Origin of the sequence: Pedobacter sp. Hv1 (assembly GCF_001412215.1) — a bacterium.
Lineage (GTDB): Bacteria > Bacteroidota > Bacteroidia > Sphingobacteriales > Sphingobacteriaceae > Pedobacter.
This window is the reverse complement of the sequence record NZ_LLWP01000005.1, coordinates 160,355-175,014: the sequence shown is the minus strand read 5'-3', so window position 1 is coordinate 175,014 and position 14,660 is coordinate 160,355. Positions and strand designations below refer to the sequence as shown.

The following is a 14,660-nucleotide window of genomic DNA, read 5'->3' as shown; positions in this document are numbered from 1 at the left end:
TCTGGCCATTTAACAATTTGTTAACCTACGGGTAAACGAATGGTAATTTACAGCTAACATACGGCTAACATTGTGGTAATAGCTTTGCTGAAACAAATATTCAAGCAAATTGAAATCACAACTAACTCTTAAAAAGGCATTTATTACATTACTATTTGTAGCAATAGGTGCTGCAGTTTTCGCTCAGGGAACTGGAAAAATCTCAGGAACAGTAGCAGACAAAAAAACAGGAGAAACACTAATTGGTGCTGCTGTTAAAATTGTAGGTACTACAAAAGCTGTAGGTACTGATGTTGATGGTAAATATATCCTTACTGGTTTAGCCGATGGAAAATATACCTTAGAGATTACTTATATTACTTATTCAACCAAACGCATTACTGATGTAGAAGTCAAAGCAAACGCAACAACTACATTGAATATCGTAATGGAGGAAACCTCTCAAACGTTGAATCAAATTGTGGTAACCGCAAGTTTTAAACAAGAATCTGTTAATTCATTATATGCACAACAGAAAAACAGTGCTGTTATATCAGATGGGATTTCAAGTGACCAGATTAAGAAATCTCCAGATAAAAATACTTCAGAAGCGTTAAGACGTGTAAGTGGTGCAACCATTCAAGATAACAAGTTTGTGGTAGTTAGGGGATTGAGCGATCGTTACAACTCTGCTTCATTAGACAACTCTACCTTACCAAGTACAGAGCCAAACCGTAAAGCATTCTCATTTGATATTGTGCCTTCGAACTTGGTAGATAAAATTACAATCAGTAAAACGGCTACTCCAGATCTACCAGCAGATTTTGCAGGTGGAGCAGTTCAGATCACTACAAAAGATATCCCAGATCAAAACTTTTTGTCTTTTGGCTTAGGTTATAGTTACAATAGCCAATCGACCTTTAAAGATTTTTTAGCAACAAGTAAAAATGCGCTAAACTATTTAGGCTTTGATGATGGTTCTAAACAACTGGCTGATAATTTCCCTACAAGAGCTAAGATCGTTGCTGGCTTAACACCTGCCAAGAATATTGCAGCACTAAAATCGTTGCCAAATAGCCTGAGCATCAAAAATGCACCGGCTTTACCTGGCCAGAATTATCAGTTTAACATTGGTAGGGTTAAACATTTTGAGAACAATAACCGTTTAGGTGCTTTGTTTTCTTTAACCTATCGCAACTCACAAACGATTAATGAAGATGTAAATCGTTCATTCTACGTATATAATTATCGCGATAATCAATATCGTTTTTCTACCAATTTAGGCGCCCTAGCTAACTTTGCCTATAGTTTTGGTAAAAACAAGATCAGCTTTAAAAATATCTATAACCGTAGTTATGATGATAATTATATGGAACGTACAGGTATTAACTTGGGTTCTACTACAGTAAATAAATTCTATGCATATGATGTAATGCAAAAATCATTGCTTAAGAGTACATTAGAAGGTGATCATCAAATTGGAGAAGGAAATAGTAAATTGAAATGGACTGTTGCTTTCAGTAACATTCTAAACAATCAGCCTAACCAGTTAAAAATCAATTACGCAAAAGCAATTGCTGCTCAAAATGATCCAAATGTTCCTTATCAGGCAAATATTACCTCACTAGGAAAAGAAAATACAAGGTTATTTACAGACCTAAATGAGAATATCTATTCTGGTGATGTAAATTATAGTACCCCATTCCAATTATTCAAAAGCACTACAAATTTAAAAATCGGTTTAGGTTCTCAATACAGAGAGCGTACGTTCTTAGCTAGATTTTTAGGTATGGAGTTGAATAGCAATGACGCAGATCAACAAGCCAGAATCAGAGCTTTACCTGTAGATCAGATTTTTTCTCCTTCATTAATCCAATCTGGAGTTTATAAATTAAGTGAGATCGGTACTCCAGCTGATAATTACAACGCTACTTCACTTACCAATTATGGTTATGCAATGTTAGATCAAAAAATTGGAAAAAAATCAAGAGTAGTATATGGTGTGAGGGTAGAAAATTACAACGTGAAATTGAATACTACCAAACAATTGGTAGATGATACCCAGTTAGATGTTTTACCATCTGTAAACTATACGTATAGCTTAACACCAAAAAGCAATTTAAGAGTTTCTTATTACCGTACATTAGCAAGACCAGAGTTTAGAGAGTTGGCACCATTTTCATTTTATGATTATGAGTTGTTGGCAAACCAAGGAGGTAATTCTAACTTAAAGAGAACAGCAATAGATAATGCCGACTTAAGATTTGAAACTTATCCAAATGCAGGTGAAATTTTCTCGGTATCGCTATTCTATAAACACTTTACCAATGCTATCGAGTCATATCGTTACGATGTAATCTCTACACCAGATATTTCTTATTTCAATACAGCTAAGGCCACTACTTATGGAGTAGAGTTAGAAGCACGTAAAAACTTAAGTTTTATTGATGAGACACCATTCCTTAAAAACACTACAGCTTATGTCAACTTCTCATTGATCAAATCTGAAGTTAAAAACCCAGACGATCAAAACTATATAGACAAAACCCGCCCAATGGTTGGTCAATCTCCTTATGTAGTTAATGCAGGTTTACAACATAGTACCTTGGCCAATAAATTGAATTTCAATTTACTTTACAACAGAATTGGAAGAAGGATTATTCAGGCCAGTGGTATCAACTTCCCTAGTACTTGGGAAGCACCAAGAAATGTAATCGATTTCCAGGCAGGTTATAAAGTGATGAAAACCAAAGGAGAGTTTAAATTGAATGTTGGTGATATTTTGAGTGAAAGAAATACAGTTTATTTCGATTACAATAAAAATAAAAAGTACGATGCCAATGGTGGTGACGAAACCATTATGTCATTCAAGCCGGGCACAAACGTTTCATTATCATTTACTTACTCATTTTAGTTAACACCTTAACACATTGTTAATGTATGCTTAACTATTAAGATAACTTAAAGTAATCTATTTGTATTAATTAATTCATAAAAGAAAATTTCAAAAAGGAAATGAAAAACAAGATTTTATTATTGGCATTATCGGTTGTCTTATTTGCGACCTCATGTAAAAAAAACACGATCGTTGATGAACCTGTTGATCCAGCTGCTGCAAATACAGTAGAGGTAACTGGAGAGATCACTACTAACACAACTTGGTCTGCAAGCAAAATATACTTATTAAAAGGTTTTGTTTATGTAAGTAATGGTGCAACATTAACTATCGAGCCAGGAACAATTATCAAAGGAGATAAAGCTACTCAAGCCACATTAATTGTTACTCGTGGCGCTAAAATCAACGCAACAGGAACAGTTGATAAACCAATTGTATTTACTTCTGCATTACCTGCAGGTGCACGTAGCCAAGGAGATTGGGGTGGTGTAATCTTATTAGGTAAAGCTCCAGTAAACCAAGGTACTGATGTAAAAATCGAAGGTGGCTTGAAAGATCCAAAAGGTGGTGAAGATAAAGCTTATATCTATTATGGTGGTACTGATCCTGCTGATAATTCAGGTACTTTAAAATATGTACGTATCGAATATGCTGGTATTGCATTCTCTGTAGATAATGAGATCAATGGATTAACAATGGGTGGCGTTGGTAACGGTACTACATTAGATTATATCCAAGTTTATCGTTCAGGTGATGATGCTTTTGAATGGTTTGGTGGTACAGTAAATGCAAAACACTTATTAGCTATTGGTACTTGGGACGATGATTTTGATACTGACTTTGGTTATTCAGGTAATGTTCAATTTGCATTAGCTCAGCGTGTGTCTACAGTTGCAGATCAATCTGGATCAAATGGTTTCGAATCTGATAACGATGGAAATGGTTCTAACTTAACACCAAAAACTTCTGCTGTATTTTCTAATGTTACCATTTTAGGTCCAATTAGAGCAGCTGGTGGTTCATTAAACGCTAACTATCAAAATGGTGCACAAATTCGTCGCAACTCTTCAATCAGTATCTTAAACTCGGTAATCTCTGGTTTCCCAGTTGGAATTTATATTGACGACACTAAAGTTGCTACTGCTGGTGCAACTTCAACAAACTATACTTCAGGTTCATTGGTATTAGCTAACAACTTGATCTATGGTACTAAAACTACAGAAGTAAGTGTAAGTAATGCAGCTGCTTTAGCAACTATCGAAACTGGTTTACGTGCAAACAATACTTTTGCTCAAACAAGCTTTGCAGGTGGATTATTTACCAATGCTTATCTATATCCAAAAGATTTTGGAGCTGGTGCAACATTAGGTACAGCTAACTTTACAGTAGCAGCTGGTTCTGCTGCTGCAACTGGTGCAGTATTTACTGATGCTAAAGTTTCTGGTACTTTCTTCGAGAAAGTAGCTTACAGAGGTGCTTTTGGTACAACAGATTGGGCTGCTGGTTGGGCTAGTGTTGATCCTCAGGTATTAACTTATACAACTCCAGGAGCTGTAAAATAAGAAATTTAAATATTTAAAATGAGCCCGTCGTGTCTAAAGCATTGCGGGCTTATTTTTTGTTAAAAAGCTTAACATAAACTTAATATAGAGGCTGTAGCGAATTGCACATGGTTGCCGTATTCATTATAAACTAATAAAAAAAACTATGCAAACTCAAAACAATCTTTTAAAATTTTCTGGCAAAATGGTAATGGTACTCAGTTTATTTTTAATGTCTATGACTGCCTGTAAAAAGGATAAGACAGAAATTACTGATCAAGAATATCGAACCATTGCCTGGAACTACCTAAACGCAACACAAAAAGCTACCGTAAATACAAACTGGGAAACTGCACCAGTACTAAGACCAAGTGCCGAAAACCCAGAATCAGTTAGTGTGAGGTTTGGAACTACTCAAGATGCTTTGCTAGGACCTATTATGGTTTATATCTCAATTCAAGATAAAACTAAGATAGGCATAGGCGGCCGCTTTTAATTATTTGTTTAACGGCGGCTCATAATGGTAAACCACTTCGTATGGTTTATTTTTTAAACTGGCAGAAAGCTCTCCAACCTTTAAGTTTTTTAATTGCGGGGTAGGCTCACAAACAGTATAAGCTTTGCCATTGTATATAATAGAATTGCTGCCAACTGGCTTGTCAAATTGAACCGCCATGGTAATGTGGGTAGGATAAAGCAGGGCAATCATTGGTAAATTATAGATTTCCTTTACCAAATAGAAGAACAAAGCAGCCCGATCATCGCAATCGCTATATTGATTAAGTAAGGTCTGTTCTGGCGATAGGCGTTTTTCTTTGCCAAAATTGTCTTCATCTGTTTCAAACAAAAAAGCATACCTGGTAAAACGCATTAAATAATCAACTCCTTTCTTTTCATTCATCCCCTTTAAATTGGCTTTAAGAATGGGGATGAGTGATTGATAGGTTTCATGACTTAAAGGAATATTGAAATAGGTAGCAAAATCTACTCCAGGGTAATTCTCAAAAATGGTAGAGACTTCTTTATTTACTTTTACTTTAAAGTGATAGGCCTTATGCTTGTAGTTAAATGCAATTTGTTTTTCTTCATAAGCCTCAGGTTTAAAATCAGGCATTCTGGTTACCTTATAACTAAAATCATTCGTGGCTTCAGGTATAGTAAGATTTACGGGTTTATAAACGCCATCTCCCTTAAATAACTTTCCGTAATCATGGTAATTAAGGCACATGTACTTTTTGTTGTCAATCATGAAAAAGGGAATATCAGAGATATCTTCATCATTGCGTACATAGAAAATGATCTGATTGTTACCGATAGCCAATTTGGCATCAAAGCCAGATTTGGTCATTAAAAACCATTTGTACAAAGTATAACGGTTATAATTATCGGCCTTAGGACTCAATTGTTGAGCAGTTTTTCTGATCAACTGATAATACAGCCAGTCATTTAATTTATATTTTTCTTTATAGGTAGTTAATGAGCTGATCAACCCTTGATAATGCCCCGTATTGATCTGTTGGTAGAATTTCTGGATAGATTGGTTGCTCAACTCTTCGTTAAAACCAATGTTGATGGTAGAGTCGGCTTCAAAGTTGAAAGTACCCTCATAAAATTCGAAACTATAGTTTTGTGCATTTACTTGGGCACCACAAAACACCAATCCAAAAATGATCAGTGCCCTATAAACCATCAACCCAATTTGCTTTTTCAATTCCTTAACAATAATTTCATATTAAATATACGTAAAATTAACATGCTTAGTGTTGCGTTTATTAGAATTTATACGTTTCAATGATAAAAGCGGAAACTATGTTAAAAAAACTAAATCTGTTCATGCTTGGCATCATCCTAATCTTGGGTTTATCCTGTAGCAAAGAAAAAGAGTTGAATATCGATGAGAAAGATTTGACCAGCTGTGAAAAAGGAGCCTCTTGTAAATATCTGTTTACTGAAAAGTCAGATCTTGACAAATCGCCCATTGTTGTAATACCAGGTGATTATCGTTTGTTTTTGGTAGAGAATACGATTGGGGCTTCGCAGGTTAGCTTGTTTATAAAGGCGCCGATGGATACTCAACAATTTACTTTGAATGATAAGGATATCCAAAATGGCAAGGTAAAATATTATCAGGTTTGTTTGAGTTGCGATTATGTTGCGCTTAAGCCTGTTGGAGGATCGGTAAAAGGTAAAAACCTAACACCAGAAAAACCAGCAAACCAAAGTAAATGGTTAATAGAAGCAACGATATTAATGGAGGGTGTTAACAACCCAACAGTTAAACATACCGTATACGTTAAGCAATATTTTACTCCAAATTTTTAGGTGGTTTAAACTTATTCATATTAAATAATGTTTAAATAATAACTATTTTACAAAGGCTTAACATGGCTAGCTTACTTTTGTAACGTTAAATATCTGGTTAATATTTAATATAAAGTTTAGGTTAGTTGATAACAAAAAGCCCCGATGGATGTCAGGGCTTTTGTTTTTATATTGAATTTTAACATTAAAAGTTTTTACCAATTTTCTCTAGCACCTCGGCCGGAATTTGATGTAAGTCTACTACCAAAAATCCATCTAGGCAATCTGAAAACTTAGGGTCTATATTGAAACAGATAATTTTTGCATTCAGGTTCATGTACTGTCTCAATAATACTGGGATTTTAATATGGGAGTTCTCAATATCTCCAATTAATCCATCTAAATCCTTTAGCGATTCGCTATTCTCTATCAATAAATCCGTATCAATAGGGGTTAAGTCGGCCTTAAATTTGTTTTTAGGTTTTACATAATGTGCCAGTTCATAATCGAAATGGTTTTTCGTAATGTAATCTACAATCAGCGATTTCGAGAATTTAGAAAAATTGTTGCTGATACTTACTGGCCCAAACATGTACCTGTATTTTGGATTTTCTACAAGATATTTCAAAATCCCCTTCCATAATAAGAACAAAGGCAATGGTTTTTGTTGGTATTCTTTTCTGATCCAAGATCTACCCAATTCTATCCCTTGACGTAAAATAGGATAAAAAGGTTCTTTGATCTTAAATAGCTCAGATAAGTAAAAACCCCTACGACCTAACATGTTCAAAATTTCATCGCCTTTGCCAATTCGATAAGCACCAACGATATTTTGCTGGTCAGTATCCCAAATAAACAAGTGGTTGTAATAGATATCGTAATTGTCTAAGTCTATTTTTTTGTTGGTGCCTTCGCCAACCTCCCTAAATGTAATTTCGCGTAAACGGCCAATTTCTCTTAATATGTTAGGGATACTTGCCGTTGGTGTAATGTAAACATGGTAGTTTTTTTCTTCCCAAACCCTAAAGCTGTCCAACTTTTCAACTTCCTTTACAATTAGATTGCGATCTGTTTCGGCCACAATCTGTTCAGGCTTTTTCTTTCGTTTAAAAAGACTAATCGGATTAAAGAGTTTTTTTTCTTCTTCTAAACTTGTACCTAAGGCATAGGTTCGGGCCCTTAAAAAATCAAGTAGGGTATTGGTATTGTTTTTATAAGAAACATCTTCAATTTTAATTGGCTTGCCAATACGTACTTTGATGTTTAATCCTTGTTTATTTAAAAACTCTGAAGGCAGTTTTGCAGTTCTTAAAGTTGGATGTAGAAAACTCAAGATGTTAAATAATACGCCATTATTGCCATGAAAATAAATAGGCACAACTGGCACCTTAGCTTTGGCAATTAATTTGCCCACTACCGGGTGCCAAAGTCTGTCGGTTACTTCTTGGCTTTCTAAATTAAAGGTAGAAACCTCTCCAGCTGGGAATATACCAAGTGGAGTTCCGCTTTTTAGCAGATCAAAAGTTGCTTTTAAACCACTGATGCTTGAAGAGTGTTGAACGTTTTCAAAAGGATTTACGGCAACGAAAAATTCGCTCAGGTTCGGTATTTTTTTAAGGATAAAGTTAACCATCACCTTAGCTTCTGGCCTAACCGTACACAATAGCTTTACCAATGCCAAGCCTTCTACACCACCATACGGATGATTGGCAATAGCAATGAAACCACCAGTTTTAGGGATGTTTTTTAAGTCGTCTTCATCAAAATCAATGGTTACCCCAATGGTCTCTAAAATTTTGTCGACGAACTCTAAACCAGCAAAATGTTCGTTTTGAGAAAATACTTTATTGATATCGTTCAGTTTCATTACCTCCATCAATAAAGCAGCAAGACCTGGAACGCCTAGTTTGTCTATCTTGGTTGCTTTGGCAAATTCTTTTGTTGTTATGATCTTCATCTAATGGCAGATTTTAAATTGTAAAGCAATCTCAAAAATAAGATTTATATTTATAGTACCTATGCTATCTATGAAAAATTGGTTAAATAACTACTTTGGCTTTACAAAGCGAGAGTACAACGGTTTATTGGCCTTAATGGCTATTTTATTGGCTGTAAGTGTTTTGCCTTATGCTTACACTTCTTTTTTTATAAAGTCTGAAAATATATCAATTAGTGAAAAAAATGTCTTGCAAAAGTTGGTTTTTGTAAACCAGCAGGAGGCTCAAGACAACTACACCAAAATACGTACAGCAATAGAAGATAGCGAATCGGTAGTTAGTGCATCGTTATTTAAGTTCGATCCCAATCAAATTGATGCAATAACTTGGCAAAAACTGGGCCTTTCTTTAAAACAGGCACAAGCTATTATTAATTATAGAAACAAAGCTGGTAAGTTCTACAAAACTGAAGACCTACAGAAAATGTATACCATCTCTGCTAAAAAATATAAAGAGCTTGCCCCTTATGTCTCTATTGAAAATATTGGGCTAGCCCATCAAAAGCAAAACTATCCACCCGCTTCTATTCCAGCAAAAAAAGAACTGGTAATTGTAGAAGTCAATAGTGCAGATACCCTTCAATTAGACGAAATCAAAGGTATCGGGCCAGCTTTTGCAAGAAGGATTGTGAAATATCGCGATAAGCTGGGTGGCTTTTATAAAAAGGAACAGCTTATGGAGGTGTATGGACTGGATAGTGTAAAGTTTAACGAAATCAAAGACCAGGTTAAAATCAATCCGGCAAATATCATTAAGATCAATATCAATACCGCCACGTTTGATGACCTGAAAAATCATCCTTACCTCAAATACAAACAGATCAATGCCATTATTCAATATAGAAAACAACACGGTAGCTATAATAACATGGATGATCTGAAGAAAGTTATTATCTTGGACGCACAAATAATTAAACAACTAGCACCGTATCTAACTTTCTAAAATGATTGAAGCAAAAATTAAACAAACCCTAAGAGATGTAATTGATTTTCCGAAACCAGGGATTGTATTTAAAGACATTACACCTGTTCTAAAAGATCCACAATTGTGCAAGGAAATTACCGCTGCATTAAAGGATCAACTGGCCGATGTTAAAATAGATGTTGTTGCCGGAATAGAGAGTAGGGGTTTTTTGTTTGGTCTGGCCTTAGCGCTGGCTTTAGATGTACCTTTTGTGCCCATTCGCAAGGCAGGTAAACTTCCTTATAAAACCATCCAACAATCATACGATCTAGAATACGGAAGTGCAACATTAGAAGTACATGAGGATGCTTTTGCACCTGGGCAAAATGTATTGATCCATGATGATTTGCTCGCTACCGGCGGAACTGTAGTGGCGGCCTCCAAACTTGTTGAGCAGCTCGATGCAAAAGTGACTGCTTATTCTTTTCTAATTAGCCTTGATTTTTTAAATGGACGCGAAAGATTGAGCAATTTTAGTCAACATACGTTTTCTTTAGCTGCCTTTTAAATCCATCTTTAATTATTCAGTTTAGTGTCGATACTAACCTGAGTGACTATAATTGGATAGGTCAGCTCATTTTTTTTCAAAAAAATAAAAAAAATATTTCCGACAAATTTCTCGGGTCACTATTTAATGCAATAGGTTATTGAACCGAATACCAAAACATTCTACTTTTAACGCAATTTTAATATGCTAAATCTGTTGTAATATTTGCTTATCATTGTCCACAACCAAATATAAATCTAAAGAAACTGTTTAAAACCAAACGCTAAATATAGCCAAGAGTTTAAGCAGTTTCTTTTTTTAAACACTACCCATATATGAATACAGGCTTTAGCTTTGAAGTAGTAGAAAATCAGGAAATGATTAGGAAAATGGTAAGCGATTTTGCAGAAAAAAACATTCGTCAAAACGTAATGGAGTGGGATGAAGCCCAACATTTTCCAGTAGAAATTTTTAAACAATTAGGCGAACTCGGTTTAATGGGCGTATTGGTTCCTGAAGCTTACGGTGGTTCTGGTTTTGGATATCAAGAATATGTAGACGTAATTGTAGAGGTAGCCAAAGTATGTGGTTCTATCGGTTTATCGGTAGCTGCCCATAACTCATTATGTACAGGTCATATCTTGGCCTTTGGTAACGAAGAACAAAAACTAAAATGGTTGCCTAAGTTGGCTACCGCAGAATGGATTGGTGCTTGGGGTTTAACCGAAGCCAATACCGGGTCTGATGCATTGCGCATGAGTACCACAGCCGTGTTAGATGGCGATGAATATGTAATTAATGGGGCCAAAAACTGGATTACCCATGGTAAATCTGGAGATGTAGCTGTTGTGATGGTGCGTACCGGAGAAGCAGGAAGTTCTAAAGGCATTTCGGCAATTGTAGTAGAGCGTGGAACACCAGGCTTTTCTGCCGGAAAAAAAGAGAACAAACTAGGAATGCGTGCCTCAGAAACAACTGAAATGATTTTTGACAACTGCCGCGTACCTAAAGAAAATCTTTTAGGTAAAGAGGGCGATGGTTTTAAACAGGCAATGAAAGTTTTAGATGGGGGTAGAATTTCCATTGCAGCTTTATCTTTAGGTATTGCAAAAGGAGCTTATTTAGCCGCTGTTGATTATGCCAAAGAACGTCATCAATTTGGGGTGCCAATTGCGAGTTTCCAAGGTATCAGTTTCAAATTGGCAGACATGGCTACAGAAATAGAAGCTGCAGAGTTATTGATCCGTCAAGCTGCTGATCTGAAAAACCGCCACTTACCAATGACCAAAGAATCGGCCATGGCCAAATATTATGCCTCAGAAGTTGCCGTAAGATGTGCAACCGAAGCTGTTCAGATTTTTGGAGGCTATGGATATACCAAAGATTTCCAGGTTGAGAAATACTATCGTGATAGTAAATTATGTACCATTGGCGAAGGAACTTCAGAAATCCAGAAAATTGTAATTGCAAGAGAGATCTTAAAATAAATACAATAAAGCTGAATTGATTTCAGTGTTTTTCTAATACATCATATAAAAGGCCGTAGCATTTTGCTGCGGCTTTTTGTTTTTCAGGTTTTTATTTTTTCAATAGGGGGTAACAAAAATTGAACTTCATTGATATGCTACTATAAAAGATGGCGAAAGCAGAAAAGCCTAAACAGAGTAAGCATCATTAAAAAGGAAGATAACCATGAAAAATTTAACTTTAATCGCAGCTATATTTATTGTTTGTTTAACCGCCTGTAAAAAAGATGGCGTAGAGAATCCCTCAAAATTAAACCTATCAGATTTCAATGCCAAATTCTCAGTTCCAACACAAAAATTTAATGGAGTTGCCGGAACCGCATTTGGCATTACAGGAGCAAAAGGGATCAAAATAGATTTTCCTGCCAATGCATTTTTAGATGCCAGTGGTAATCCGGTAACGGGCAGTATCAAATTAACTTTAAAAGAAGTATTGAGCAAAAGAGATATTTTGCTGTCAGGAAAAACTACAGAATCGAATGGTCAGATCTTGATCTCTGGAGGCGAGTTACAGGTTTTAGCTTTGCAAAATGGCCAGTTGCTAAAATTAAATCCAGCCAGCAATGTTGTGGTGAAAGTGCCTACTACCTTAAGTACACAACCAATGGACCTATTTGTTTTTGCTGGCACAACAGTATCCGATAGTACTTGGATCACTAATGATAAATTTAGAGTAACAACTTCACCTAGTTATTATGAATTCTCGTTGCCAAATTTTGGATGGATCAATTGTGATTATTTTTATAGCAACCCTAATCCTAAAACAACCATTACTGCTAGTCCGGTATATACTGGGGTTACGCCGAGTATTAAAGATCAAAAAGCTTATTTGATATTTGATAACCTTAATAGTGTAATAGGATTGCCATTTGTACTGGCCGTTAATAAACATCGTTCTTACCTCAATTCAATGCCCATTGGTCTATCCGGAAAATTGGTCATCATTTCTGTTGGCATGGACGACACCATTTATTTTGGCCATAGCAGTTTTACCGTATCGAATGATTTACATGTCAATGTTGCGGTTACAGCGGCAGATCAGGCCACAATTGATGCTTTTTTAAGTACCGTAAATTAGTCTTTTTTAGGTTATATAATAGTGGGAGCAGCCTTTAGCATTTGCTAGGGTTGCTTTTTTTTGCATTAAGGCAATTCACGCATACTCACAATGCTGTCTACTACATATACACTAAATCCACGCCAAGGTAAAGTGCCTTTATATTCCTTATAATGGAGTTCAAAAGTTTTGCCACTATTCTCCATCATTTTCTTGGCCACGGCCTCGTCAGAAACTGAAAACTCAAATTCATTAGACTGCACGGTTCCGGTTTGTTTAGATCTGATGCCCGATTGAATCAACTTCCCTTCGTAGGTTTTAAAGAGATAACCTTTTTTAACAATATAATTAAGGTCGCCTGCTTTAACGCCTTCGCCAAATACAAAGTAATATCTATAATAAGTGAACACTCCTAAAGCTAGGATAATGAGTACACTTGCAATTACTGTTATTTTCTTTCCTGTTGTCATAACATATTGATTAAGGTATTTAAAAGTACTAAAAGAAAAATAAGCAATTATCTTTTGTGGCGTAAATTATCTACTTCGGTGTATTTTAAGGTTCAAATTGATGTTTATTTAAATGAATGGAGATTATTTCGCTATAATTTTAGAAAAAACTTTCTCTCTTTCAATATTTTACCTACATTTGCAACCCCAAGTAAAACAAGGGATTTAAAAAACAACGAGAGGAGGTATTTCAACGTTATGATCATTATTAATATTAAAGACGGCGAATCATTAGATAAAGCGCTAAAACGTTTCAAGAAAAAATTTGAAAAAACTGGTGTATTAAGAGAATTACGTAGCCGCCAAGCATACGAGAAAAAATCCGTAGCTCGTCGTACAGAAATTAAACACGCTGTTTACATTCAGAACATGAATCAAGAAGGAACTTTATAGTTCTAGATTGTTTAAATAGATTAAAACGTCTCGATAATCATCGGGACGTTTTTTTTGTCAAAAAATTAATTGGATTTGCTATTTTTTGTATATTCACAAACCACCTAACCAAAACGGCTTATGATTAGCAGTTTCTTAATCTATTTGCAACACGAAAAGCGCTACTCGCCCCATACCATTCAATCTTATCGTACAGATTTATTGCAATATGAGGCGTTTCTGCAAAAAGATTTTGAGCTAAGCCCTATCGATGTCAAAGCTACCCATGTGCGCAGTTTCATGGTACACTTGTTAGATCAGCAAATTTCAGAAAATGCCATTGGCAGAAAAATCTCTACTTTACGCAGCTTTTATAAATATCTGCTCAGAGAAAAAGAGATTGCGGCTAATCCAATGTTGCTAATTAAAGCGCCAAAAGTTCCGAAACGTTTGCCTGTATTTGTTGAAGAAACCAAAATGGATCTGTTGTTAGACAATGATGGAAATTTTGATGATAGCTTTTCTTCGCAAAGAGATAAAATAGTTTTAGAGCTGCTTTTTGGAACAGGAATTCGTTTAGCAGAATTATTACAGTTAGATGATACGGCTATTAATTTTTACGAATCGACCATTAAAGTTCTGGGTAAGAGAAACAAACAGCGTATCATACCTGTTCATCAAGTGTTGGTAGACCAACTTAAGGCATACCAGTTGTTAAAATCGATGCAAAAATTTAATAACAAAAGCACTACCTTAATCGTTACCAATACAGGAGCACCTGCTTATCCGAAATTAGTGTATCGGATTGTAAATAGTTATTTGACATTAATATCAACACAAGATAAAAAGAGCCCACACGTGTTAAGGCATTCTTTTGCGAGCAGTCTGTTAAATCGTGGGGCAGACCTCAATGCAATAAAAGAATTATTGGGGCATGCTAGTTTAGCAGCCACACAGGTTTATACCCATAATTCAGTAGAACGCTTAAAATCAATATATAAACAAGCCCATCCAAAGGCATAAAAAAGGAGG

At 35.5% G+C, this 14,660-nt stretch carries 13 protein-coding genes; 10 read left to right on the top strand and 3 right to left on the bottom strand.

Features of this window, described 5'->3' with window-relative positions; translation table 11 throughout:
* Nucleotides 1-109 precede the first annotated feature (109 nt).
* The 3 genes from AQF98_RS12370 to AQF98_RS12360 all read left to right on the top strand — a co-directional run bounded on the left by AQF98_RS12370 (nucleotide 110) and on the right by AQF98_RS12360 (nucleotide 4,912).
* Entirely contained in the window at nucleotides 110-2,893 is a 2,784-nt protein-coding gene (locus AQF98_RS12370; protein WP_235524225.1) for a TonB-dependent receptor, read from the top strand.
* 101 nt (nucleotides 2,894-2,994) lie between these two features.
* The gene (locus AQF98_RS12365) at nucleotides 2,995-4,437 is read left to right on the top strand and encodes a hypothetical protein (RefSeq protein ID WP_055132270.1); all 1,443 of its coding nucleotides are present in this window, start codon (nucleotides 2,995-2,997) and stop codon (nucleotides 4,435-4,437) included.
* Nucleotides 4,438-4,582: 145 nt separating this feature from the next.
* Nucleotides 4,583-4,912 carry a hypothetical protein gene (locus tag AQF98_RS12360; RefSeq protein ID WP_055132269.1) on the top strand — a complete coding sequence of 110 codons (330 nt, stop codon included), beginning with the start codon at nucleotides 4,583-4,585 and terminating at the stop codon, nucleotides 4,910-4,912.
* Here AQF98_RS12360 and AQF98_RS12355 read toward each other — a convergent pair whose 3' ends face one another.
* Complete coding sequence (locus AQF98_RS12355) at nucleotides 4,913-6,127, bottom strand: hypothetical protein (protein ID WP_369816919.1); 1,215 nt, start codon at nucleotides 6,125-6,127, stop codon at nucleotides 4,913-4,915.
* A gap of 98 nt (nucleotides 6,128-6,225) precedes the next feature.
* Between AQF98_RS12355 and AQF98_RS12350 the strand changes: the two genes are divergently transcribed.
* Nucleotides 6,226-6,738, top strand: a complete 513-nt coding sequence (locus AQF98_RS12350) for a hypothetical protein (RefSeq protein ID WP_152969703.1) — start codon at nucleotides 6,226-6,228, stop codon at nucleotides 6,736-6,738.
* Between the two features lie 184 nt (nucleotides 6,739-6,922).
* Here AQF98_RS12350 and AQF98_RS12345 read toward each other — a convergent pair whose 3' ends face one another.
* Nucleotides 6,923-8,674 carry a lysophospholipid acyltransferase family protein gene (locus AQF98_RS12345; RefSeq protein ID WP_055132267.1) on the bottom strand — a complete coding sequence of 584 codons (1,752 nt, stop codon included), beginning with the start codon at nucleotides 8,672-8,674 and terminating at the stop codon, nucleotides 6,923-6,925.
* Between the two features lie 70 nt (nucleotides 8,675-8,744).
* On the opposite strand from AQF98_RS12345, the gene AQF98_RS12340 reads away from it, so the two are divergent.
* The 4 genes from AQF98_RS12340 to AQF98_RS12325 all read left to right on the top strand — a co-directional run bounded on the left by AQF98_RS12340 (nucleotide 8,745) and on the right by AQF98_RS12325 (nucleotide 12,768).
* Nucleotides 8,745-9,656 (top strand): helix-hairpin-helix domain-containing protein, encoded by a 912-nt coding sequence (locus AQF98_RS12340; protein ID WP_055132266.1) that lies wholly within the window; start codon nucleotides 8,745-8,747, stop codon nucleotides 9,654-9,656.
* 1 nt (nucleotide 9,657) lies between these two features.
* The gene (locus AQF98_RS12335; RefSeq protein WP_055132265.1) at nucleotides 9,658-10,185 is read left to right on the top strand and encodes an adenine phosphoribosyltransferase; all 528 of its coding nucleotides are present in this window, start codon (nucleotides 9,658-9,660) and stop codon (nucleotides 10,183-10,185) included.
* A 314-nt stretch (nucleotides 10,186-10,499) separates the two neighbouring features.
* On the top strand, nucleotides 10,500-11,651 hold the full coding sequence (locus AQF98_RS12330) for an acyl-CoA dehydrogenase family protein (protein ID WP_055132264.1): 1,152 nt from the start codon (nucleotides 10,500-10,502) through the stop codon (nucleotides 11,649-11,651).
* Nucleotides 11,652-11,856: 205 nt separating this feature from the next.
* Nucleotides 11,857-12,768: a hypothetical protein gene (locus AQF98_RS12325; RefSeq protein WP_055132263.1), complete on the top strand. Its 912-nt coding sequence runs from the start codon at nucleotides 11,857-11,859 to the stop codon at nucleotides 12,766-12,768.
* Between the two features lie 65 nt (nucleotides 12,769-12,833).
* On the opposite strand, the gene AQF98_RS12320 is transcribed toward AQF98_RS12325, so the two are convergent.
* Nucleotides 12,834-13,217 (bottom strand): hypothetical protein, encoded by a 384-nt coding sequence (locus AQF98_RS12320; protein WP_055132262.1) that lies wholly within the window; start codon nucleotides 13,215-13,217, stop codon nucleotides 12,834-12,836.
* 237 nt (nucleotides 13,218-13,454) lie between these two features.
* Here AQF98_RS12320 and rpsU point away from each other — a divergent pair, with 237 nt between their 5' ends.
* Both rpsU and AQF98_RS12310 read left to right on the top strand, forming a co-directional pair.
* Nucleotides 13,455-13,649, top strand: coding sequence for a 30S ribosomal protein S21 (gene rpsU, locus AQF98_RS12315; protein ID WP_055132547.1), 195 nt, complete (start codon nucleotides 13,455-13,457; stop codon nucleotides 13,647-13,649).
* Between the two features lie 120 nt (nucleotides 13,650-13,769).
* Nucleotides 13,770-14,651: a tyrosine-type recombinase/integrase gene (locus AQF98_RS12310; protein WP_055132261.1), complete on the top strand. Its 882-nt coding sequence runs from the start codon at nucleotides 13,770-13,772 to the stop codon at nucleotides 14,649-14,651.
* The last annotated feature ends 9 nt before the right edge of the window (nucleotides 14,652-14,660 follow it).